Source organism: Aeromicrobium sp. 50.2.37, from assembly GCF_024655735.1.
In the GTDB taxonomy this organism is placed as follows: domain Bacteria; phylum Actinomycetota; class Actinomycetes; order Propionibacteriales; family Nocardioidaceae; genus Aeromicrobium.
This window is the reverse complement of the sequence record NZ_JANLGG010000007.1, coordinates 109,625-130,559: the sequence shown is the minus strand read 5'-3', so window position 1 is coordinate 130,559 and position 20,935 is coordinate 109,625. Positions and strand designations below refer to the sequence as shown.

20 protein-coding genes are annotated in these 20,935 nt (G+C 72.9%); 7 read left to right on the top strand and 13 right to left on the bottom strand.

Going from position 1 to position 20,935, the window contains the following annotated elements; genetic code table 11:
* Positions 1-117: 117 nt before the first annotated feature.
* The 3 genes from NUV38_RS05840 to NUV38_RS05830 form a co-directional block, all read right to left on the bottom strand.
* Complete coding sequence (locus NUV38_RS05840; RefSeq protein WP_200914486.1) at positions 118-390, bottom strand: HU family DNA-binding protein; 273 nt, start codon at positions 388-390, stop codon at positions 118-120.
* 85 nt (positions 391-475) lie between these two features.
* Positions 476-1,165 carry a leucyl/phenylalanyl-tRNA--protein transferase gene (aat, locus tag NUV38_RS05835; RefSeq protein WP_257728213.1) on the bottom strand — a complete coding sequence of 230 codons (690 nt, stop codon included), beginning with the start codon at positions 1,163-1,165 and terminating at the stop codon, positions 476-478.
* Positions 1,166-1,182: 17 nt separating this feature from the next.
* Positions 1,183-2,142: an aminoglycoside phosphotransferase family protein gene (locus NUV38_RS05830; RefSeq protein ID WP_257728212.1), complete on the bottom strand. Its 960-nt coding sequence runs from the start codon at positions 2,140-2,142 to the stop codon at positions 1,183-1,185.
* 77 nt (positions 2,143-2,219) lie between these two features.
* Between NUV38_RS05830 and NUV38_RS05825 the strand changes: the two genes are divergently transcribed.
* Positions 2,220-2,915 carry an EcsC family protein gene (locus NUV38_RS05825; protein ID WP_257728211.1) on the top strand — a complete coding sequence of 232 codons (696 nt, stop codon included), beginning with the start codon at positions 2,220-2,222 and terminating at the stop codon, positions 2,913-2,915.
* Between the two features lie 22 nt (positions 2,916-2,937).
* Here NUV38_RS05825 and NUV38_RS05820 read toward each other — a convergent pair whose 3' ends face one another.
* Both NUV38_RS05820 and NUV38_RS05815 read right to left on the bottom strand, forming a co-directional pair.
* Complete coding sequence (locus NUV38_RS05820; protein WP_257728210.1) at positions 2,938-3,558, bottom strand: GyrI-like domain-containing protein; 621 nt, start codon at positions 3,556-3,558, stop codon at positions 2,938-2,940.
* Entirely contained in the window at positions 3,555-4,094 is a 540-nt protein-coding gene (locus NUV38_RS05815) for a CGNR zinc finger domain-containing protein (protein ID WP_257728209.1), read from the bottom strand. The genes NUV38_RS05820 and NUV38_RS05815 overlap by 4 nt, the downstream gene beginning before the upstream one ends.
* A 39-nt stretch (positions 4,095-4,133) precedes the next feature.
* Here NUV38_RS05815 and NUV38_RS05810 point away from each other — a divergent pair, with 39 nt between their 5' ends.
* On the top strand, positions 4,134-5,132 hold the full coding sequence (locus NUV38_RS05810) for a DMT family transporter (protein ID WP_257728208.1): 999 nt from the start codon (positions 4,134-4,136) through the stop codon (positions 5,130-5,132).
* Between the two features lie 18 nt (positions 5,133-5,150).
* Here the strand turns inward: NUV38_RS05810 and NUV38_RS05805 are convergent, their stop codons facing one another.
* Positions 5,151-5,720 carry a helix-turn-helix domain-containing protein gene (locus NUV38_RS05805; protein WP_257728207.1) on the bottom strand — a complete coding sequence of 190 codons (570 nt, stop codon included), beginning with the start codon at positions 5,718-5,720 and terminating at the stop codon, positions 5,151-5,153.
* Positions 5,721-5,785: 65 nt separating this feature from the next.
* Between NUV38_RS05805 and NUV38_RS05800 the strand changes: the two genes are divergently transcribed.
* Positions 5,786-7,357: an NAD(P)/FAD-dependent oxidoreductase gene (locus NUV38_RS05800; RefSeq protein WP_257728206.1), complete on the top strand. Its 1,572-nt coding sequence runs from the start codon at positions 5,786-5,788 to the stop codon at positions 7,355-7,357.
* A gap of 100 nt (positions 7,358-7,457) precedes the next feature.
* On the opposite strand, the gene NUV38_RS05795 is transcribed toward NUV38_RS05800, so the two are convergent.
* The 4 genes from NUV38_RS05795 to NUV38_RS05780 are packed head-to-tail and all read right to left on the bottom strand — an operon-like array spanning position 7,458 to position 13,353.
* On the bottom strand, positions 7,458-8,882 hold the full coding sequence (locus NUV38_RS05795) for an NAD(P)/FAD-dependent oxidoreductase (RefSeq protein WP_257728205.1): 1,425 nt from the start codon (positions 8,880-8,882) through the stop codon (positions 7,458-7,460).
* Positions 8,883-8,930: 48 nt separating this feature from the next.
* Positions 8,931-9,854, bottom strand: a complete 924-nt coding sequence (locus tag NUV38_RS05790) for a hydroxymethylglutaryl-CoA lyase (RefSeq protein ID WP_257728204.1) — start codon at positions 9,852-9,854, stop codon at positions 8,931-8,933.
* Positions 9,851-11,755 carry a biotin carboxylase N-terminal domain-containing protein gene (locus tag NUV38_RS05785; protein ID WP_257728203.1) on the bottom strand — a complete coding sequence of 635 codons (1,905 nt, stop codon included), beginning with the start codon at positions 11,753-11,755 and terminating at the stop codon, positions 9,851-9,853. The genes NUV38_RS05790 and NUV38_RS05785 overlap by 4 nt, the downstream gene beginning before the upstream one ends.
* A gap of 8 nt (positions 11,756-11,763) precedes the next feature.
* Positions 11,764-13,353 (bottom strand): carboxyl transferase domain-containing protein, encoded by a 1,590-nt coding sequence (locus tag NUV38_RS05780; protein WP_257728202.1) that lies wholly within the window; start codon positions 13,351-13,353, stop codon positions 11,764-11,766.
* 46 nt (positions 13,354-13,399) lie between these two features.
* Here NUV38_RS05780 and NUV38_RS05775 point away from each other — a divergent pair, with 46 nt between their 5' ends.
* Positions 13,400-13,948, top strand: coding sequence for a TetR/AcrR family transcriptional regulator (locus tag NUV38_RS05775; protein WP_056557304.1), 549 nt, complete (start codon positions 13,400-13,402; stop codon positions 13,946-13,948).
* Positions 13,949-13,979: 31 nt separating this feature from the next.
* On the opposite strand, the gene NUV38_RS05770 is transcribed toward NUV38_RS05775, so the two are convergent.
* Positions 13,980-14,864: an EamA family transporter gene (locus NUV38_RS05770; protein WP_257728201.1), complete on the bottom strand. Its 885-nt coding sequence runs from the start codon at positions 14,862-14,864 to the stop codon at positions 13,980-13,982.
* Positions 14,865-14,936: 72 nt separating this feature from the next.
* Here NUV38_RS05770 and NUV38_RS05765 point away from each other — a divergent pair, with 72 nt between their 5' ends.
* Entirely contained in the window at positions 14,937-15,830 is an 894-nt protein-coding gene (locus NUV38_RS05765; RefSeq protein WP_257728200.1) for a LysR family transcriptional regulator, read from the top strand.
* Positions 15,831-15,851: 21 nt separating this feature from the next.
* Here NUV38_RS05765 and NUV38_RS05760 read toward each other — a convergent pair whose 3' ends face one another.
* Positions 15,852-17,441, bottom strand: a complete 1,590-nt coding sequence (locus tag NUV38_RS05760; protein WP_257728199.1) for an FMN-binding glutamate synthase family protein — start codon at positions 17,439-17,441, stop codon at positions 15,852-15,854.
* Positions 17,442-17,460: 19 nt separating this feature from the next.
* Positions 17,461-19,035 (bottom strand): MFS transporter, encoded by a 1,575-nt coding sequence (locus NUV38_RS05755; protein ID WP_055961851.1) that lies wholly within the window; start codon positions 19,033-19,035, stop codon positions 17,461-17,463.
* 146 nt (positions 19,036-19,181) lie between these two features.
* On the opposite strand from NUV38_RS05755, the gene NUV38_RS05750 reads away from it, so the two are divergent.
* Together NUV38_RS05750 and NUV38_RS05745 are read left to right on the top strand one after the other, a co-directional pair.
* Positions 19,182-19,709 carry a TetR/AcrR family transcriptional regulator gene (locus NUV38_RS05750; RefSeq protein WP_055961854.1) on the top strand — a complete coding sequence of 176 codons (528 nt, stop codon included), beginning with the start codon at positions 19,182-19,184 and terminating at the stop codon, positions 19,707-19,709.
* A gap of 62 nt (positions 19,710-19,771) precedes the next feature.
* Positions 19,772-20,902, top strand: coding sequence for a glycerophosphodiester phosphodiesterase (locus NUV38_RS05745; RefSeq protein WP_257728198.1), 1,131 nt, complete (start codon positions 19,772-19,774; stop codon positions 20,900-20,902).
* Positions 20,903-20,935 lie beyond the last annotated feature (33 nt).

Genomic DNA, 20,935 nt, shown 5'->3' with positions numbered 1-20,935 from the left:
CCCCAGTTTGTTTAGCGGTTGTGGTGGGGTGGTTTTTTTTTATAAGACCCCCCCCGCGGAGGGTGTGGGCCGGGGGCCTCGCCGTGGCATTGCCGGGCGTGCGGTGCACGCCCTAGCTCACTTGGCGGCAGCCTTCAGCTTCGAGCCGGCGCTGACCTTCACGCCGAAGCCGGCGGGGATGTCGATCGTCTCGCCGGTCGCGGGGTTGCGGCCCGTGCGCGCGGCACGGGAGACGCGCTCGACCGAGAGGATGCCGGGGATGGCAACCTTCTCGCCCTTGCTGACGGCGTCGATGAGCACGTCGGCGAGCGCGCTGAGCACGTCGTCGGCGGTCGTCTTGGTGGTGTCGGCCTTCTCGGCGAGAGCCGAGACGAGGTCGCTGCGGGAGATAGCCACGGGGACTCCTAGGAGATTCGGATGTTGTGCGCTTGTCAGTCTAGGGAGGAAACACCGACATTCCGCGGCACCCCGGGCCCTACGGCGTGCCTCGTCCCCGTGATATCGGGCCTCGGAGCGACTCCCAGGCCGGTCCGGGGGCGTCCACGAGCGCCGGGAGGGCGTCGAGGTAGCGCTCGCGGGGCCACGTGACGACGCCGAGCGACTCCAGGTGCGGGGTGGACCACTGCACGTCCACGAGGGCGTCGGGCCCCACCAGGTCGACCAGCGCGACGAGGGCCACCTTCGAGGCGTCACGGGCCCGGTGGAACATCGACTCCCCCGCGAACAGCCGCCCCACCGACAGGCCGTACAACCCGCCCACGAGCGCGCCGTCGTCGTCGCGCGTCTCGACCGAGTGGGCCCAGCCCAGCTCGTGCAGGCGCACGTAGGCGTCGCGGACGCCCTGGTCGATCCAGGCCCCGGGCCGGCTCGGGTCGGCGCACGCGTCGACGACCTCGGCGAAGGCGGTGTCGACGGTGACCTGGTAGCGCCGGGCCGACTGGCGCAACGACCGCGACACCCGCAGGGCTGACGGCTCCAGCACACCACGCTCCGTCGGCGACCACCAGTAGAGGAGGTCGTCGTGGGGCATCGGGAAGGCGCCGCAGCGGTAGGCCTCCACCACGGTGGACGGGTCGAGGTCGGCGCCCGCGGCCACGCAGTCGCCGTCGGGCCACTCGTCGGGGTGGAACTCCCACATCGACCGCGGCAGCGGTGTCGGGGTCATCGGGCCGGACCCATCGATCAGGCCTCCAGGACCCGGAGCAGGTGGTGCCGCGGGGCGTCGCCCCACTCGGTCCACTCCTCGGGCGTCGCGGTCTCGAGGGACTCCCACCAGGTGAGCGCGCGGTTGACGGCCTGGGTGAACGCCGTGGCCGCGTAGAGCTCGGCGACGTCACGCGGGCCTGCCACGTCGGACCACATTTCGGCGTAGGTGGCCATGACCTCGTCCCACGCGATGTCGGTGCGCGACGTGATCCAGCCGTACGGGACGCTCAGCACCTCCAGGGCGTGCGCCCACTGCAGGTCGCCGAAGTCGAAGACGCGCAGGTCGGCGAAGGCGTTCCAGGGGTGGACGTCGCCGTGCTGGACCGTCACGGGGATCGCCGACGACGCCAGCCGGGCGACGGCCTCCACCAGCTCGTCGCGTCGCGCGGCCAGCCGCTCGGCGGTCTCGGCGTCGACGAACGACGGGTGGTCCGCCGGCACCGACCGCAGGAGGTCGAGGAGCGCGTCGAAGCGGGCGGGCACGGTGACGGGGGCGCAGTCCGGGACGCCGGTGGCGAGGACGTCGTCGCGGTGGTCGGCAAGCCGTCGCTGCAGGCGTGCGGTGGCGATCAGCACGCCCCGCCAGTCGGCGAGCGTGGGCTCGCGCGAGTCGCCGAGGGTCTCGCCGCGGTCGACCGTGAGCATCCACGCGCGGTCGGCGTCGATCGCGAGGGGGGCCGCGACCTGGTCGGGTGCGATCTGCGACAGCAGCTCGTGCAGGGCGGGCTCGAAGGCCATGGACGGGCAGTTCGCCTTGAACCACAGCCGCCCGTGGTCGGTCGGCACGACCAGCTGGGTGGACCACGGCCGCACGCGGGCCTGCTGGATGGGTCCGGCGAGCACGTGCCCCGCCTCCTCGGCGCGCTCGTGCAGCCAGGCGTGCGCCTCGTCGAGCCAGCCGCGCGAGGTGACCCGCCGGCTGAACGCCTGGTCCATGGGGTGAGCGTAGGGCCACCCGCCGTCCACGCCCATGTTCACCGGGCGGCCGAGGCCCGCGTCCCTAGGATGAGGACATGGCAGGACTACGTGGCAAGGCGGCCGTGGCCGCCACCAACAAGATCGCTCCCCAGGTCGCGGGCGGCTTCGTCCGCCAGGTGCTCGACCGGGCGATCGACGGTCTCGGACCGCTCCCGTCGGCGCGCAAGGCCGCGGACGCGCACCTCGTGGACAGCGATGGCGACGTGGAGCAGGCGATCGCGCGTCACGTCCGTCGCCACACGGCGCTCGCAGGCGCCCAGGGCTTCGTGACCAACCTCGGCGGCATCGCTGCCGTGGCGGTCGCCGTCCCGGCCAACGTCGTCGGCGTGACGCTCGTCCAGGCCCACATGGTCGCCGGCATCGCGGCGCTGCGCGGCTACGACCTCGAGGACCCGCGGGTCCGCAACGCGATCCTGGTCTGCATGCTCGGCGAGGACGCCGTCAAGGACCTGTTGCGCTCTGGCAAGCTGCCCTCGGCCCCGATGACGCTCGCGACGTCGCCCATGCACTCGCCCGAGCTCGACCGGATCATCTCTCAGGAGGTCACCGCCGAGCTCGTCACGCGCACGGTCGGACGTCGGGCGGTGACCCTCGTCGCGCGACGCGTCCCGCTCATCGGCGGTGCCGTGGGCGCCGGTAGCGACGGCTGGGCCACCCGCCAGATCGGGCAGTACGCAGCCCGCGAGCTGCGCGACCGCAACGTCCGCTCCGCCCAGCCCCCCGAGCGGTGACGGCGGGATCGGCACCGGCCGATCAGGCCGAGTCGCGCTCGACGGGCTGACGCAGGACGGTCCGGAGCCGTTCCGGCGCGGTGCGCCGCGGGTCACCGAGGTAGATCTCGTGGTGGTGGCCCGTCATCCGTAGTCCTGCCGCCGGGATCTCGTGGTCGTGCATGCGGGCGAGCACCGGTCCCTCGTCGTCGTACGGACCGACGTGGAGCGTCTGCATGCTCAGACCCTCGTGGAGCGTTCGGAGGGTCACCCGCTCCAGCCCGGACGGTCGATCCTTCTTCCGCGTCACCGCCGCGACGGCGTCGGCGAGGGCGGGGTCGTCGACCCAGGTCGGCGCCAGGATCATCGCGGTCCAGCTCCATCGACGCTTGTCCCGCGAGGTCGTGAACGTGGCCATGTCGTCGGACCACCAGAGCGCCTCGAGCGGCATGACCACCTCGTCGTGGCCGAGCGCCTTGCCGGCGAACCGCAGCGTGTAGGCGACGGGGTAGAGCGCACCGAGCGCCTCGGCGTAGGCGGGCGAGGTGTTCGGGTCGCCCCGGCCGTCGACCGCGAGGTAGCTCAGCGACGGGACGTCGACCACGCGGAACTCGCCCTTCCGGGCGCGGTAGCAGTCGAGCTCGCGCTTCCGGTCGAGGCTCACTGCTGCTCCCGCTGCCGGGCCCGGTACTCCGCCGCCGCGTACCGGTTGCCGCAGGTGGTGCTGCAGAAGCGCCGTGACCGGTTGCGGGTGAGGTCGAGCACGATGCCGTCGCAGCCGTCGTCCGCGCACACGCCGAACCGGGACAGCTCGCCGGCGCTGACGACGTCGGCGAAGGCCACGGCCGTCTCCACGCCGATGCGCGAGGGGAGCGGGCTGTCGTCGTCGGCGACGTGCAGGTGGTGGCCGAGGCGACCGTGGTTGACCAGCCGGAGCCGGGCCGGGTGCTCGTCGAGCAGGACGTTGACCCGACGGACGGCCTCGTCGACGGGGGCCGTGAACAGCGCACGGAGGTCGGCGCGCAGGGCCCGGACGGCGTCGAGCTCCGCGCGGTCGCGGTCGTGCCGGCCGGTGTAGCCGTGTCGGGCGTAGTAGTCGTCGAGCGCGCTCACCGAGGTCAGCGTGTCCGGATCCGACGCCGTGTTCACGAGCTCGACGGCCGCGACGAGGTTCGCCTCGGTGTCAGGAGCGAAGACCATGTTGACACCTTACGCCACGACACTCTACCGTCATGAGCCATGACCACTTACGCTCCTGACGGTGCTCGACGGTCGTCGACCTCCGGGTCCGGCCACACGTCGAGCGGTCTCGTCTTCGCGCTCGTCTCGGCCGCCGCCTTCGGGCTCTCGGGGTCGCTCGCTCGTGGGCTGCTCGACACCGGCTGGAGCGCGGGCGCCGCGGCGACGATCCGCATGGGCGTGGCCGCGCTCGTCGTGGCCGTGCCCGCTGCCCTCGCGATGCGCGGACGCTGGCACCGCGCGCGAGCCGCCGGCCCCGCCGTCGTGGTCTACGGGATCCTCGCCGTCGCCGGAGCCCAGCTGTGCTTCTTCTACGCCGTGCAGACGCTCCAGGTGGGCGTGGCGCTGCTCATCGAGTACATGGCGCCGGTCGCCGTCGTGCTGTTCCTGTGGGTGGCGCGGGGCGAGCGCCCCGGTCGACTCACGGTGGCCGGCGCCGTGGTGGCCATGGGCGGTCTGGCCCTCGTGCTCGGGGTGGTCTCCGGCGTCTCGCTCGACGGCATCGGCGTGCTGTGGGCGCTCGGCGCGACCGTCGGCGCCGCCACCTACTTCCTGGTCTCGGCCGACGACCGCGTGGCGGTGCCGCCGCTCGCGCTCGCCGGCGGTGGGCTGCTGGTGGGCACCGCAGTGCTCGGTCTCGGGGGCCTCGTCGGCGTGCTGCCCATGACGGCCTCCACCCGCGACGTGGCCCTGGGTGACGCGACCGTCGACTGGTGGGTCCCGGTGCTGCTGCTCGGCGTCGTGACCGCCGCCCTCGCCTACGTCACCGGCATCGCGGCCGGTCGGCGACTCGGCTCGCGGGTCGCGTCGTTCGTGGCGCTGTCGGAGGTGCTGCTGGCCGTCGTCTTCGCCTGGCTGCTGCTCGGCGAGCTGCCTGGCCCGGCCCAGCTGGTCGGTGGCGCACTCGTGCTCGCCGGTGTGGTGCTGGTGAAGCTGGGCGAGCGCGGCGTGGCGACGGCGGCCGGTCCGACCGTCGAACCGGTCCCACCCGGCGCCTGACCGTCCACGTCGGCGACCTCAGGTGCGCACGTGCATCCGTTCGCCCTGGGGGCCGAAGATGGCCAGCACCTCGGCCGGGTGGGGCCCGGGGCAGGAGACCCAGTGCGGGGTCCGGGTGTCGAACTCCACCACCTCTCCCGGTCCGATCGTCAGGTCCCGGGTGCCGAGCACGAGGCGCACCCGCCCGGACAGCACGTACATCCACTCGTAGCCCTCGTGCGTCTGCAGGGTCGGCTCGGCACCGGGCTCGGGCGGCATGACGATCTTGTAGGACTGGAGCCCGCCGGGACGTCGCGTCAGCGGCACGAACGTGCGCCCGTGCCGCACGACCGGGCGGGCACGGACCCGCGGGTCGCCGGTCTCGGGTGCGTCGACCAGCTCGTCGAGGGCCACGCCGTGGGCGGCGGCCAGCGGCAGGAGGAGCTCGAGCGTCGGCTTGCGCTGCCCGGACTCCAACCTCGAGAGGGTGCTGACGGAGATGCCGGTCTGCTCGGCCAGGTCGGTGAGCGTGGCCTCGTTCTCGAGGCGGAGCTGGCGCAGGCGCGGGCCGACGCCGGCCAGCACGTCACCGAGATCAGAGGCTTCCATCGGGCTAGTTTGCCATTACGGCAACGCTGCTTGTCAACTCAGCACGCACGGTGCAGGCTCGTCCCATGAGCCAGAACCCCACTCCTGACACCCTCGCCGTCGACGTCGTCGTGGTGGGCGGAGGCGCCGCCGGTCTGAGCACCGCGCTGGTCCTCGCCCGCTCGCGGCGCTCCGTGGTCGTGGTCGACGCCGGCGAGCAGCGCAACGCGCCGGCCGACCACATGCACAACTACCTCGGTCGCGAGGGCACCCCGCCGCTCGAGCTCGCCCGGATCGGTCGCGAGGAGGTCGAGTCCTACGGTGCGACGGTCGTGCGCGGCCGCGTCACCGGCGCGGAGGCGGTCCCCGGCCCGGTCCCCTCGTTCGTCGTCACGGTCGACGACGGCAGCCGCCTCGTGGCGCGCCGGGTGGTGCTGGCCACCGGCGTCGTGGACGAGCTGCCCGACGTCCCCGGCCTGGCCGAGCGGTGGGGGCGCGACGTCCTGCACTGCCCCTACTGCCACGGCTGGGAGGTGCGCGACCAGCGCGTCGGTGTGCTGCTGACCAGCCCGCTGGGCCTGCACCAGGCCGGTCTGTTCGGCCAGCTGACCGACGAGCTGACCGTCCTGGCGAACGGGGTCGCACTGGACCACGGGCAGCGTGAGCCGCTGCGCGCCAAGGGTCACCGCGTGGTCGACGACGTCGTGACCGAGGTGCTCGTGACCGATGACCGGCTCTCGGGCGTGCGCCTCGCCGACGGCACCGTGGTGGAGCTCGACGCGATCGCCGTCGCGTCGTTCGCACGCGCCCGCACCGACGTCGCCGACCTGCTCGGCGTGCCGACGGCGCCGGTCGAGATGAACGGGACGCTGATGGCCGTGGGTCTCGAGGTCGACGCGACCGGGGCGACCCCCGTGCCCGGAGTCCTCGCGGTCGGGAACGCCGCCGCGCCGATGGCGACCGTCATCGGCTCGGCCGCGGCCGGCATGCAGATCGGCGCCTTCCTCAACGCCCAGCTCGTCGCCGAGGACACCGACACCGCCGTGGAGGCCTCGCGCGCCGCGATGCGCGAGCCCGAGGCGTGGGAAAAGCGGTACGGCGAGGCGGCTCCGGTCTGGAGCGGTCGCGTGAACCCGCAGGTCCCGGAGAAGGCCTCGGAGCTCACGCCGGGCCGCGCGATCGACGTCGGCTGCGGCGAGGGAGGCGACGTCATCTGGCTGGCCCAGCACGGGTGGGACGTGACGGGCATGGACTTCTCGCCCACCGGTCTCGACCGGGCGCGGCAGCACGCCGAGGAGGCGGGGGTGGCCGAGCGGACGTCGTTCCGGGTGGGCGACATCCGCACCTGGGAGCCGGGCGACGAGCGCTGGGACCTCGTGACCGCGCACTACGTCCACCTGCCGCCCGAGCCCATGCTCGACGTGGTCCGCCGTCTCGCGTCGGCGGTGGCACCGGGCGGCACGCTGCTCGTCGTGGGGCACCACCCGGGCGACGTGCCGGCGGGCGTCCGGGACCGCGACGACCTCTTCGTGCCCGAGGCGCTGCTCCCGGCCCTCGGCGACGGGTGGGACGCGCGCACCGAGGTCGTCGAGCGCACCCACACCGGCATGGGCGCCCACACGGTCCGCGACAGCATCCTCGTCGCGACCCGCCACTGAGACTGCCCGAAGTGGTCTCGATACGTCGCCGGCACGCTCGTCCCTCGCGACCGCCGACTACTCGACCAGCGGGACCTCGGAAGCGACCAGCGGAGTGGCGTCAGAGCCGACGCAGCGCCGCCTCGGCGGCATTGAAGCCGCCCATGCCGTGCACGCCGCCGCCGGGCGGGGTGGCGGCGGAGCAGAGGTACACACCGTCGACGCCGAGCGAGTACGGGTCGAGGGTGGGGCGGGGGCGCAGGGGGATCTGGCGCCACGTGTTGGCTCCGGTGCCGATGTCGCCACCCACGTAGTTGGCGTTGCCGGCCTCGAGCTGCGCGGTGCCCTTGGAGACCACCTGCACGACCCGGTCACGGAAGCCGGGGGCGAAACGCTCGACCTGGCCCAGGATCAGGTCGGTCGCGTCACCCGGCCACGCGTGCGGGACGTGCGCGTAGGCCCAGATCGGGTTGATCCCGTCGCGCGAGCGGCTGGGGTCGGCGAGGTGCTGCTGGCCGAGCAGCACGAAGGGACGGTCCGGCATGACACCGCGGGCCGTGCGCCCCTCGGCGTCGACGATCTCGGCCGCGGACCCGCCGACGTGGACGGTGCCGGCGCGGCGGACCTCGTCGTTGGTCCACGGGATCTCGCCGTCGATCGCCACGTCGATCTTGAACGCCGCCGGCCCGTAGCGGTAGCCCCGCAGCTGCCGGGCCACGAGGGGCGGGATCGCATCGCCGAGGATGCCGAGGGCGCCGCGCGGCGAGGTGTCGAGCAGGACGACGTCGGGTCGGGTGCCGATCTCCTCGGCGAGCTGGCCCATGCTCGTCACCTCGACGCCGGTGCGCACGGTGCCGCCGAGCTCCTGCAGACGGGCCACCAGCGCTGCGGCGATCGATCCCGAGCCACCCTCGGCGACCGGCCAGCCGTAGCGGTGGCCCGCAGCGGTGAGCATGAGGCCCACCGAGGCGCTGAGCGGCGTGTCGAGCCGACCGAACACGTGCGCGGCCACGCCCATGAACAGGGAGCGGGCGGGCTCGTCGTCCCAGCGGCGGACCAGCACGTTCGCGGGCAGGGCCGCCTGGAGCCCGAAGCGGGCGAGGGTGAGCGGGTGCGACGGGACGTGCACGACGGGACGCAGCACGTCGGCGAGCAGGTCGTCGAAGTCTCGCGCGATCGGGCCGAACAGCTTCCTCCACGAGCGTGCGTCGGCGCCGAGCGAGGCGGCCGTGCGCTCCATGTCGCGGCTGACCACCCCGGCGCGCCCGTCGTCGAGCGGGTGCGCGAGGTCGACCTCGGGCCAGAGCCAGCGCAGGCCGTTCCGCTCGAGCTCGAGCGACGCGAGGTAGGGCGAGGCGACGCCCATCGGGTGGAACGCCGAGCACTCGTCGTGCAGCACACCGGGCACGGTCAGCTCGCTGGTGCGCGTGCCACCACCGACGCGGTCGGCGGCCTCGAGGACGGTCACGTCGAGACCCTCCTGCGCGAGGCGCACGGCGCCCGCCAGTCCGTTGGGACCGCTGCCCACCACCACCGCCGACGTCATGGCTCCATCCTGTCACCGCCCCCGACGCCCGCAGCCCGGCCGCACGGCTCAGGACAGGGCGCGGACCACGGCGCTGGCCGGTGGCTTGCCCAGCTGCTCGGCCATCCAGGAGCTGGTGGCCACGAGCGCGTCGAGGTCGACACCGTGCTCGATGCCGAGGCCGGTCAGGAACCACACCAGGTCCTCGGTGGCCAGGTTGCCGGTCGCGCTCTGCGCGTACGGGCAGCCGCCGAGGCCACCGGCCGACGCGTCGAAGGTCGTGACGCCGGCCTGCAGCCCGGCGTGGACGTTGGCGAGCGCCTGGCCGTAGGTGTCGTGGAAGTGCAGGGCCAGCCGCTCGGGCCCCACCCCGGCCGCCCCGAACTGGCGCACGAGGTCGCCCACCTGGCCGGCGGTGGCGACGCCGATCGTGTCGCCGAGCGACAGCTGCGCCGCACCCAGCTCGAGCAGGTCGCAGCCCACGCGGACGACCACGTCGGGATCGACCGCACCCTCCCAGGGGTCGCCGAAGCACATCGACACGTAGGCACGGACGTCGGCGCCGGCGTCACGAGCCCGACGGACGACCGGATCGAACATCGCCATCTGGGCGTCGAGCGAGCTGTTGAGGTTCTTCTGCGCGAACGTCTCGGTCGCACTGGCGAACACGGCCACGTGGCTGCACCCGGCCTCCAGCGCACGGTCGAGGCCGCGCTCGTTGGGCACGAGCACCGGGTGCTCGAACCGTGGCCCTTCCCGCAGGGCCTCGACCAGGTCGGCGGCGTCGGCCAGCTGCGGCACCCACCGTGGGTGGACGAAGCTGGTGGCCTCCACGACGGGCAGCCCGGCAGCGACGAGGCGACGCACGAACGCGGCCTTCACCTCCAGCGGGACCACGGCCTTCTCGTTCTGGAGGCCGTCACGAGGTCCGACCTCGTAGATCGTCACGCGGTCCGGCATCCCCGGCTCGGGCACTCTCATGGGGAGGTTCATGCGCCCTCGTCCACGTGCACCACGACGTGACCCATCGCCACCTGGTCGCCGACCGCGGCGCCCACGTGCGTGACCGTGCCGTCGTGGGGGGCGACGAGCGCGAGCTCCATCTTCATCGCCTCCACGGCGCCGAGCCGTTGACCGGCGGTCACCGCGTCGCCGACCGCGACGTCGAGCGCCACCACGGATCCGGGCATGGGCGCGACGACGTCGGCGTCACCCGCCGCAGCCACGGAGGAGCGGCGCATCGCGTCGGCGGTCTCGAGCACCCACGTCTGGCCCTGCCAGGTGGCCCAGGCCCGACGGCCACGCCTCGTGGCGTCGGCGAGGGCGGTCCCGCCACCGACGTCGACGACGTGCGTGGTGCCGTCGACCTCGGTCACCCGGACCGCACGGGGGGCGGAGGCGCCGGCGGGACGCCAGCCGTCCGACCGACCGAACGGCGACGCGTCGCCGGGATCGTCGAGCAGCACCGCCGCGGCCTGCAGCGCCTCGTCGGCGACGGTCGGGCGCTCCAGCAGCGGACCCTCGTAGGCGTCCAGCCATCCCGTGTGGACCTCGCCCGCACGGAAGGCGTCGGAGTCGACGAGTCGACGCACCCAGCCCAGGTTGGTGGCGATGCCCTCCACCGCGGAGTCGTCGATGGTGGCCAGCACGGACGCGATCGCCTCGTCACGGTCCGACCCGGTGCCGACGAGCTTGGCCAGCATCGGGTCGTACGACGACGACACCACGGCCTCGCCCTCGATCGCGGCGTGGACCTGCTGACCCTGCACCCCTCCCCAGCGCGCGTCGAGCACGTGCCCGGCCTGCGGGAGGAAGCCCGTGTACGGGTCCTCGGCGTACACCCGCACCTCGACGGCGTGGCCGGTGCACGTGATCTCGTCCTGCGTCGACGGCAGCGGGAGACCGGCGGCGACGTCGAGCTGCCACTGCACGAGGTCGAGGCCCGTCACCTGCTCGGTGACGGGGTGCTCCACCTGCAGGCGCGTGTTCATCTCGAGGAAGTAGGCGTACTGGTCCCGCCGCCCGTCGCCCGGCACCCCCGCCGGGCTGGACCCGTCAGGCCCCTCGGCCACGAGGAACTCGACGGTGCCTGCCCCGACGTAGCCGACCTCCTCGCACAGCGCCACGGACGACGCGTGCAGCAGCGCCCGCAGCTGCGGGTCGAGGTTCGGGGCCGGCGCCTCCTCGACCACCTTCTGGTGCCGACGCTGAGCGGAGCAGTCGCGCTCGAAGAGGTGGACCACGGCGCCGTGCCGGTCGCCGAAGACCTGCACCTCGACGTGCCGGCCGCCCTCGACGTACGCCTCGACGAGGAGCGTGTCGTCGCCGAACGACGACGCCGCCTCCCGGCGCGCGGTGGCCACGGCGTCGGCGAGGTCCTCGGGGCGGCGCACCACGTGCATGCCCTTGCCGCCACCACCGGCCGCGGCCTTCACGAGCACCGGGTAGGCGTCGGCGGGGACGTCGTCGGTCTCGTAGCGCGGTGTCACCGGCACGCCGGCCCCCTCGGCCACCTCCCGAGCCCGGTCCTTGCGACCCATCAGCTCGATGACGTCGGGCGACGGACCCACGAAGACGAGCCCGGCTGCCTCCACGGCACGCGCGAAGGCGGCGTTCTCGGACAGGAAGCCGTAGCCGGGGTGCACGGCGTCGGCACCGGCCGACACGGTGGCGGCCACGACCTCCTCGACGTCGAGGTACGAGCCGACGCGCACCGCGTCGTCGGCCTCGGCCACGTGCAGGGACGACTCGTCGAGGTCGGTGTGGATCGCGACGCTGCGCAGGCCGGCGTGACTGCAGGCGCGGATCACCCGGCGGGCGATCTCGCCGCGGTTCGCGACCAGGACGGTGCTGATCTGACGGGGGCGGGGCTGCTGGGGGTGGGGCTCGGTCACGATCGGGCTCACATCCGGAAGACGCCGAAGCCAGCGTCGGTGTCAGGGCGGTCGGCGAACGATGGCACAGGCGCGTTCGCGCAGGTCTGGAGGGCGAGGCCGAGCACGCGGCGGGTCTCGCGCGGGTCGAGGATGCCGTCGTCCCAGAGGCGGGCGGTGGCGTAGTACGGGTTGCCCTGCTCCTCGTACTGGTCGCGGATCGGCGCCTTGAACGCCTCCTCGTCCTCGGCGGACCACGCGCCGCCCTTCCCCTCGATGCCGTCCCGTCGCACTGTGGCCAGCACCGACGCGGCCTGCTCGCCGCCCATCACCGAGATGCGGGCGTTGGGCCAGGTCCAGAGGAAGCGGGGGTCGTAGGCCCGGCCGCACATGCCGTAGTTGCCCGCACCGAACGAGCCACCGATGATCACGGTCAGCTTCGGCACCACGCTGGAGGCGACGGCGGTGACGAGCTTCGCGCCATCCTTGGCGATGCCGCCGTTCTCGTACTCGCGGCCGACCATGAAGCCGGTGATGTTCTGCAGGAAGAGCAGGGGGATGCCGCGCTGGTTGGCCAGCTCCACGAAGTGGGCGCCCTTGAGCGCCGACTCGCTGAACAGGATGCCGTTGTTCGCGACGATGGCGACGGGGTAGCCCTCCACGTGGGCGAACCCGCACACGAGCGTGTCGCCGTAGAGGGGCTTGAACTCGTGCAGGCGCGAGTCGTCGACGACGCGGCGGATCACCTCGCGCACGTCGTAGGGCGTGCGCCCGTCGACGGGGACGACGTCGAGCAGCGTCTCGGGGTCCTCACGCGGAGGCAGCGCCGGCTGCGGCTCCAGGTGGGTGCGGGCCGGACCCAGGGTGCCGACGACGGAGCGGACGATGTCGAGGGCGTGCGCGTCGTCGTCGGCCAGATGGTCCACGACGCCGGACGTGCGGGCGTGCACGTCACCACCGCCGAGGTCCTCGGCCGTCACGACCTCGCCCGTCGCGGCCTTCACGAGCGGGGGGCCGCCGAGGAAGATCGTGCCCTGCTCCTTGACGATGACCGACTCGTCGCTCATCGCCGGCACGTACGCGCCACCGGCCGTGCACGAGCCCATGACGGCCGCGACCTGCGCGATGCCACGCGCCGACAGCTGCGCCTGGTTGAAGAAGATCCGACCGAAGTGCTCGCGGTCGGGGAACACCTCGTCCTGCATCGGCAGGAAGGCGCCGCCGGAGTCGACGAGGTAGACGCAGGGCAGCCGGTTCTGCAGCGCCACGGTCTGGGCGCGCAGGTGCTTCTTGACCGTGAGCGGGTAGTAGGTGCCGCCCTTCACGGTGGCGTCGTTGGCCACCACCATCACCTCGCGGCCCGCCACGCGGCCGATGCCGGTGATGATCGACGCACTGGGGACCTCGCCCCCGTACATGCCGTAGGCCGCCAGGGGCGCGATCTCCAGGAACGGCGAGCCCGGGTCGAGCAGCCGGTCGACCCGGTCGCGCGGAAGGAGCTTGCCGCGGGCGACGTGCCGCTCGCGCGAGGCGTCGCTGCCGCCGCGGCGGACGCGGGCGGTGCGCTCGTGCAGCTCGTCGACGAGGTCGCGCAGCGTGGAGGGGGAGCCGGTGCTCATGCGCCTGAGGTTAACACCCATTAACCAGATGCGGTACGGTCGTGCCATGTCCGACCGCCGTCGCGAGATCGCCCGCAGCGCGGTCGAGCTGTTCGCCGACCGCGGCTTCCACGGCGTCAGCGTCGGCGACGTCGGCGCGGCGTCGGGGATCTCGGGCCCGGCCATCTACAAGCACTTCCGCAGCAAGGAGTCGGTGCTCGCGCAGGCGCTCGTGGACATCAGCACCGAGCTGCTGGAGACCGGTCGGGCCCGCGTGTCGGCCGCACCCGACGGACCGGGCCGGCTCGACGCGCTCATCGACTGGCACATCGACTTCGCCGTCACCCACCCCGCCTACATCGTGGTGCAGGAGCGCGAGTGGTCGTCCCTCGACGCCGACGCCCGCGCCGAGGTGCGCGCCCTGCAGCTGGCCTACGTCGACGTGTGGGTCGACGTCGTGCGCACGCTGCGCGACGACCTCACCCGCACCGCCGCCCGCGCCGCGGTGCAGGCCACGTTCGGCCTGCTCAACTCCACCCCGCACAGCGCGCGCATCGCCGAGGCCGACCTGCGTGTCCTGCTCGCGCGGATGGCGCGAGCCGCACTGCTCGGCTGACACCCGGTTCCGACCACCGGCGGGTGGGTCGTCAGGAGGGGGCCGCCACCACCACGGCGGGCCGCCGGCTCGACGTGACCGCCACCGTCACGCCCACCAGCATGACCAGGGCACCCACCGCCTCGAGCAGGTTCGGCACCTCCCCCAGCACGAGCCAGGCACTGAGCATCCCGACCGGGGGCACGAGCAGGATGTACGGCACCACCGACGACGCGGGGTGCTTCGCCATGAGGCCGTTGAAGATCGTGTAGCCCACGAGGGACGCCCCCACGACCGTGTAGAGGGTGCTCAGCAGCGCCGTCCAGCCGAACCCGGCCAGCGCCTCGACCATGACGTCGGGGCCGTCGACGACCCACGAGACCGCCAGGCACGGCAGCGGGACCACGGGCGCCGACCACACGACGAGGGACAGCCCCGACTCGACCTTGGCCGCGCGGGCCACCACGTTGCCCACCGCCCACGACGCGGCGGCGGCCACCGTCACCAGGAGCGGCACCACCGACGCGTCGGCCCCGAAGCCGACGGCCACCACGGCCAGGCCGGCCGTGCCGACGACGGCTCCGACGCCCTGGCGGCGCGTGGCCCGCTCCCCCAGGGCGAGCGCCGCGAACAGCATCGTCAGCACCACCTGGGCCTGCAGGACGAGCGAGGCCAGGCCGGCCGGCATCCCGATCGACAGCGCGAGGTACAGCAGGCCGAACTGGCCCAGGCTCATGAACGCGCCCACGGCGACGACGGCCTGCCACGACGCCTTCGGCCGCGGGACGAGGAACACGAGCGGGACCGCCACGAGCACGAACCGGATCGCCAGGAACAGGAACGGCGGCACGTCCTCCAGCCCGAGGTGGATGGCCACGAAGTTGCCGCCCCACAGGACGGCGACGAGCACGGCGAGGAGGCTGTCACGGCGGGTCACCGAGCCAGTCTGGTGGCCAAGACCGTGAACGTCCAGCGATGCTTTCTTCACGATTCCATGTACGATTCCTGCATGATCGACCTGAGCGCCCTCCGCTCCCTGCTCGCGGTGCACCAGCACGGCAGCGTCGTGGCCGCGGCCCACGCCCTGGGGTACACGCCGTCGGCGGTCTCCCAGCAGGTCAAGCGCCTGGAGCGGCAGCAGGGCCACCCCCTGCTGGAGCGGGTGGGACGCGGCGTCGTGCTCACCGACGTCGGGCGACTGCTCGCCGAGCGTGGGTCGGCGGTGCTCGACGAGCTGGAGTCGCTGTCGAACCTCGGACACGACGGCGACCGCCCCCAGGGCCCGTTCCACCTGTCCACGTTCGCGACCGCGAACCGCGGGCTCGTGGCACCCCTGCTCGCCCGCCTGGCCGTCCAGGCACCGGAGCTGCGGGTCACGGTGGTCGAGGCGGACCCGCGCGACGTCGTGCTCCAGGTGGCCCGCGGCACCGCCGACGCCGGGATCGTGCACGACTGGGAGTCCATCCACCTCGAGATCCCCCCGGGCGTGGACGCGGCGCCCCTGCTCACCGACCGGGCCGACCTCGTGGTCCACCGCGACCACCCGCTCGCCACCCGGACGTCGGTGACCCCGCGCGACCTGGTGCAGGAGCAGTGGGTGTGCACGCCTGCCGGCAGCATCTGCCACGACTGGCTCGTGGCCATGTTCGCCGGTCACGCGCTGCGGCCCGAGCTGCGCTACATCGACCACGAGTACGCCTCGCACCTCGCGCTCGCCGCTGCGGGCGTGGCCGTCGCGCTCGTCCCACGGATGGGTCGCGGGCCTCTGCCCCCGGAGGTCGTCACGGTGCCCGTCGTCGACCCGGTGCCCGAGCGACGCGTCCAGCTCGTCTGGCGGCGCGCCACCACCGACCACCCCGCACGACGACTGCTCCACGAACTCCTCGTCGACGTCGTGGGCTGAACCGGCGATCCGCCGGCGGCGCTAGAGCTTCGGCTCGAACGTCTCCGGCGACGCCGTGGTCCAGTCCCTCACCCAGCCCTCCGGCGGCGTGGCGAGCAGGGCGCCGGGCTCGAGCCACTCGAAGAGCTCGGCGTAGGTCTGGGTCACATGCGGGTCGACGCGCCGGAACAGCTTGCGCGGGGTGAGGTCGTCGAAGGAGTCCAGCCCCATCGACGCGACGATCTGCTGTGCGCTGTTGACCGTGTTGGCCTGGAAGTCGCGCACCCGGTGCACCTTGTCGTCGACCACGAGGGCCCGGGCGCGCCACGGGTCCTGCGTCGCGACGCCCACCGGGCAGGTGTTGGTGTGGCAGGTCTGGGCCTGGATGCACCCGACCGCGAACATCATGGCGCGGGCCGCCAGCGTGAAGTCGGCGCCCTGGCAGATCCGCTTCACGATGTCGATCCCGGTCGCGACCTTGCCGCTCGCGCCGATCTTGACCCGGTCCCGCAGCCCGGTCCCGACCAGGGCGTTGTGCACGAACATGAGGCCCTCGGTGAGCGGCATGCCCACGTGGTCCTCGAACTCCACCGGCCCGGCCCCCGTCCCGCCCTCGGAGCCGTCGACGATGATGAAGTCCGGAGTGCTGTCGCGCTCGACCATGGCCTTGCAGACCGCCAGGAACTCCCGCCGCGAGCCGATGCACAGCTTGAACCCCACCGGCTTGCCGCCGCTGAGCCGACGCAGCTCCGAGACGTAGTCGACCAGCCCGAGGGGCGTGTCGAACGCACGGTGCGTGGGCGGGGAGACCACCGTGGTGCCGATCGCGACGCCCCGGGCCTCGGCGATCTCGTCGTTCACCTTCGCGCCGGGCAGCAGACCGCCCAGGCCCGGCTTGGCGCCCTGCGACACCTTGATCGAGATCGCCTTCACCTGCGGGTCGACCGCCCGTTCGGCGAACCTCGCGGCATCGAAGCCACCGTCCTCGGTCCGGCACCCGAAGTAGCCCGACCCGATCTCCCAGATGAGGTCGCCGCCGCGCCTGCGGTGGTACCGGGAGATGGAGCCCTCGCCGGTGTCGTGGGCGAAGCCGCCCAGCGCCGCACCGCCGTTGAGCGCCTCGATCGCGTTGCCCGACAGCGACCCGAAGCTCATGGCCGACACGTTCAGCAGGGCGATGTCGTAGGGCTGCGTGCACTCCGGCCCACCGAGCCGCACGGTCGGGCGGACGTCGGGCTTGGTGCGGGCCCGCATCGAGTGGGCCACGAACTCGTAGCCCACGGCGTTCACGTCGCGCTCGGTGCCGAACGGCTCCTCGCCGTGGTTGCCCTTGGCCCGGTCGTAGACGAGGTCGCGGGTCTCGCGGTCGAAGGGCGTGCCACCGGTGTTGGACTCGATGAAGTACTGCTGGATCTCGGGCCGCAGCCGCTCCATCGCGAAGCGGGCGTGCCCGAGCACCGGGTAGTTGCGCAGGATGCTGTGCCGACGCTGCAGCAGGTCGTGCAGCCCCGTCGCCGCCAGCACGGCGAGCGGGGCCGCAGCCCACCACCACAGCGCGGACGTCCCGAGTGCGAGCACCCACCCGACCGCAGCCGCCACCACCAGCGCGAGGACCGCGAGCCACCGGATCATGCCGTCATGCTGGCACGGATCAGTGCTGGACGCCCTCGACCGCCGGCGCGTGCTTGAGCGTGCGCCACGAGACCAGCGCCGCGAGCAGGGCGATGCCGATCGCGAGCCCCGACGTGCGCTGGACCCCGAGGTCGAAGGCAGCCCGTGCCGACTCGGCGAGCGCCGCCCCCATCTCGTTGGGGTAGCGCTCGGCCATGGTGAGCGTGCTGCCGAGCGTCTCGAAGGCGTGGTCGCGCTCGCCGTGCTGCAGCATGGCCGGCACGGTCAGCTCGGCGCGGTAGGTGGCCGTGAGGATGCTGCCCAGCACGGCGGTGCCCAGCACGGCGCCGATCTCGTAGGCGGTCTCGGAGATCGCCGACGCCGACCCCGCCTTGTGCGGGGGCACCGCCGCGAGCACGAGGTCGTTGGTGAGCGTCTCGGCCAGGCCGATGCCCACCCCCATCACCACGAAGGCGACGAGCACGGTGGCGACGGTCGGGTGGCCGGTGAAGGCCGCCACGGCGTAGCCGGCCGAGGACGCCACGAAGCTGAGGCTCACGAGGACCCGCACGGGGAAGCGACGCACGAGACGCACGGCCAGGAAGCCGGCGGCCATCGTCACGACGAGACCCGGGAGGAGCACCATGGCCGAGTCCATGGGCGACATGCCCAGCACCAGCTGCAGCAGCTGCGCGGCGAAGAACAGGAACCCGGTCAGACCCATCAGGCTGAGCAGGTTGGCCGCGAGCGCACCGCTGAAGACCCGGTTGCGGAAGAGCGACAGGTCGAGCATGGGCGAGGCGCTGCGCTGCTGGCGACGCACGAACAGCGCGCCGGCAGCGATGCCCAGGGCGAACGAGCCGAGCGTCACGTCGTCGATGCCGGCCTTGGCGAGGTGCTTGATCCCGTAGACGACGGGCAGCATCGCCACGACCGCGAGCACGATCGAGGTCGGGTCGAGCGGGCCGGGGCTCGGGTCCTTGGACTCGGGCACGAGCCACAGGGCCAGCGGGACGAGCAGCACGATGAGCGGCACGTTGATGAGGAAGACCGAGCCCCACCAGAAGTGCTCGAGCAGGTACCCGCCGAGCACCGGGCCCAGGGCGGCGCCACCGGAGAACATGGCGGCCCAGGCTGCGATGGCCAGACGCCGGTCCTGGGCGTGGTGGAAGACGTTGCGGATCAGCGACAGCGTCGAGGGCATGAGCGTGGCGCCGAAGAAGCCCAGCAGGGCACGGGCGACGAGCAGCGTCTCGGCGCTGCTCGCGTACGCCGCGACGAGCGAGGCCGCGCCGAAGCCCACCGCGCCGATGACCAGCAGACGGCGCCGGCCCACGCGGTCGCCGATGCTGCCCATCGCGATGAGCAGACCGGCGAGCATCAGTGCGTAGACGTCGACGATCCACAGCAGCTGGTTGCCGGTCGGGCGCAGCTCGGTGCTGATGGAGGGCAGCGCGAAGCTGAGGACGGTGTTGTCGACCGAGACGAGCAGCACCGGGATCATCAGGACGGCGAGGGCACACCACTCGCGCAGGCCCGCACGGACGGGGGGCACCTCGGGCAGTGGTGCAGATGACGGGGCAGTCGAGCTCGAGCGGGGATCGATGGTGGTCATGGCGGGCCTCCTTCCGGCGGACGGCGAACGGCCCGGACAGTCGTCCGGGCCGAGCTCCACTATACCGTCCAGCCGGTACAGTCACCACCCTCTCCGGTGCTGCGCGGCGGTGATCCTCGTCGCACCGCCGCAGGTAGGCTCGCGCCATGCCGTCGGCCGAACGCTCCACCCGTGACCGCGTGCTCGACGCCTTCGAGACGCTCCTGGTCACGCAGGGCAGCCGCGCAGCCACGCTCGACGCCGTCGCCGCGCTCGCCGAGGTGTCGAAGGGCGGCCTGCTCTACCACTTCCACAGCAAGGACGAGCTGGTCGACGGCATGCTGACCCGCCTGCGCGAGCAGGGAGCCCGCGACGCCGACGCCATGAGCCGTGCTCCGAAGGGTCCGGTCGACTATTACCTCGAGACCTCGGTCGACTCCGGCAGCGACTTCGACCGTGCCCTCATCGCGGCCGGACGCATCGCCCAGGAGAACGACGCACGCGCCTCCGACGCGCTGGCCGACCTGCGCGAGGGCTGGTTCGTCGTCCTGCGCGAGCACCTCGGCGACGAGTCGCTGGCCCGCACCATCCAGCTGATCGGCGACGGGCTGTACTTCGACGACACCACGGGCCTGGCCGAGAAGAACGCGCTCGGGCACGTGCGCGACGTGCTGCGCCGCCTCGACGCCCTCTGACCGTCACGCGCCCGGCGGACGCACGTCGCCCGGCGTTCACCCGCAGCGGTTGCCCTGGAGTCATGAAGCTCCTCGCCATCGGCATCGCCGCAGCCGGCATCATCGCCACGCCGAGCGTGGCCGTCGCCGCACCCTCCGCTCCGGTCGTCGACAAGCCGACCACCACGCAGGGACCGAAGAAGCCCACCCGCAGCATCACGGTGTTCGCGCACCGCGGTGCCTCCGGCTACCGGCCCGAGCACACCCTCGCCGCCTACGAGCTGGCCATCCGTCAGGGCGCCGACGTCATCGAGCCCGACCTCGTCAGCACGAAGGACGGCGTGCTCGTCGCCCGCCACGAGAACGAGATCAGCGGCACCACCGACGTCGCCTCCCACCCGGAGTTCGCGGACCGGCGCACCACGAAGGTCATCGACGGCGTGGACGTGACCGGCTGGTTCACCGAGGACTTCACCCTGGCCGAGCTGAAGACGCTGCGCGCCATCGAGCGCCTGCCCCAGGTCCGTCCCGGCAACACCGTCTACGACGGCCGCTACGAGGTCCCCACGTTCGACGAGGTGATCGAGCTGGCCCGGCGCGAGAGCCGCGGACGCCGCACCATCGCGGTGGCTCCGGAGACCAAGCACCCCACCTACTTCCGGTCCATCGGCCTCGACCTGTCCAAACCGCTCGTGCGATCGCTGCGCCAGGTCGGGTGGGACCGTCGCAACGCCCCGGTCGTCATCCAGTCGTTCGAGACGTCGAACCTCCGGGAGCTGGCCCGCTGGACGAGGGTCCCGCTGGTGCAGCTCACGTCGGGGTCCGGCGCGCCGTACGACCTGGTCGCGCAGGGGAAGGACACCACCTACGCGGACCTGCTGACGCCCGAGGGCCTGCGCGACGTGGCCCGCTACGCCCGCTGGATCGGCCCGGAGAAGAACCAGGTGATCCCCCGCGACGCGTCCGGCGCCCACACCGAGGCGACGTCGCTCGTGCAGGACGCGCACCGCGCCGGCCTCAAGGTGGCGGTCTACACGATCCGCGACGAGAACCGGTTCCTGCCGACGGACCTGCGCATCGGGTCCGACCCCAACGCCCGCGGCGACGTGGCCACCGAGCTGCGGCGCTACTTCGAGGCCGACGTGGACGGGGTGTTCGCCGACTACCCCGACACCGCGGTCGCGGCACGCGCCGCCTGGGCCAAGCGCCGCTGACACCTCACCGAGACGCACCACGGGCCGGTCCTT

Bases quoted from the DNA above. Each gene is read 5' to 3' on its own strand.
- aat (WP_257728213.1), bottom strand. From the start codon at position 1,165: ATGACCCCGACACCGCTGCCGCGGTCGATGTGGGAGTTCCACCCCGAC.
- NUV38_RS05830 (WP_257728212.1), bottom strand. From the start codon at position 2,142: ATGGACCAGGCGTTCAGCCGGCGGGTCACCTCGCGCGGCTGGCTCGAC.
- NUV38_RS05825 (WP_257728211.1), top strand. From the start codon at position 2,220: ATGGCAGGACTACGTGGCAAGGCGGCCGTGGCCGCCACCAACAAGATC.
- NUV38_RS05815 (WP_257728209.1), bottom strand. From the start codon at position 4,094: ATGGTCTTCGCTCCTGACACCGAGGCGAACCTCGTCGCGGCCGTCGAG.
- NUV38_RS05810 (WP_257728208.1), top strand. From the start codon at position 4,134: ATGACCACTTACGCTCCTGACGGTGCTCGACGGTCGTCGACCTCCGGG.
- NUV38_RS05805 (WP_257728207.1), bottom strand. From the start codon at position 5,720: ATGGAAGCCTCTGATCTCGGTGACGTGCTGGCCGGCGTCGGCCCGCGC.
- NUV38_RS05800 (WP_257728206.1), top strand. From the start codon at position 5,786: ATGAGCCAGAACCCCACTCCTGACACCCTCGCCGTCGACGTCGTCGTG.
- NUV38_RS05795 (WP_257728205.1), bottom strand. From the start codon at position 8,882: ATGACGTCGGCGGTGGTGGTGGGCAGCGGTCCCAACGGACTGGCGGGC.
- NUV38_RS05790 (WP_257728204.1), bottom strand. From the start codon at position 9,854: ATGAACCTCCCCATGAGAGTGCCCGAGCCGGGGATGCCGGACCGCGTG.
- NUV38_RS05780 (WP_257728202.1), bottom strand. From the start codon at position 13,353: ATGAGCACCGGCTCCCCCTCCACGCTGCGCGACCTCGTCGACGAGCTG.
- NUV38_RS05775 (WP_056557304.1), top strand. From the start codon at position 13,400: ATGTCCGACCGCCGTCGCGAGATCGCCCGCAGCGCGGTCGAGCTGTTC.
- NUV38_RS05765 (WP_257728200.1), top strand. From the start codon at position 14,937: ATGATCGACCTGAGCGCCCTCCGCTCCCTGCTCGCGGTGCACCAGCAC.
- NUV38_RS05760 (WP_257728199.1), bottom strand. From the start codon at position 17,441: ATGATCCGGTGGCTCGCGGTCCTCGCGCTGGTGGTGGCGGCTGCGGTC.
- NUV38_RS05755 (WP_055961851.1), bottom strand. From the start codon at position 19,035: ATGACCACCATCGATCCCCGCTCGAGCTCGACTGCCCCGTCATCTGCA.
- NUV38_RS05750 (WP_055961854.1), top strand. From the start codon at position 19,182: ATGCCGTCGGCCGAACGCTCCACCCGTGACCGCGTGCTCGACGCCTTC.
- NUV38_RS05745 (WP_257728198.1), top strand. From the start codon at position 19,772: ATGAAGCTCCTCGCCATCGGCATCGCCGCAGCCGGCATCATCGCCACG.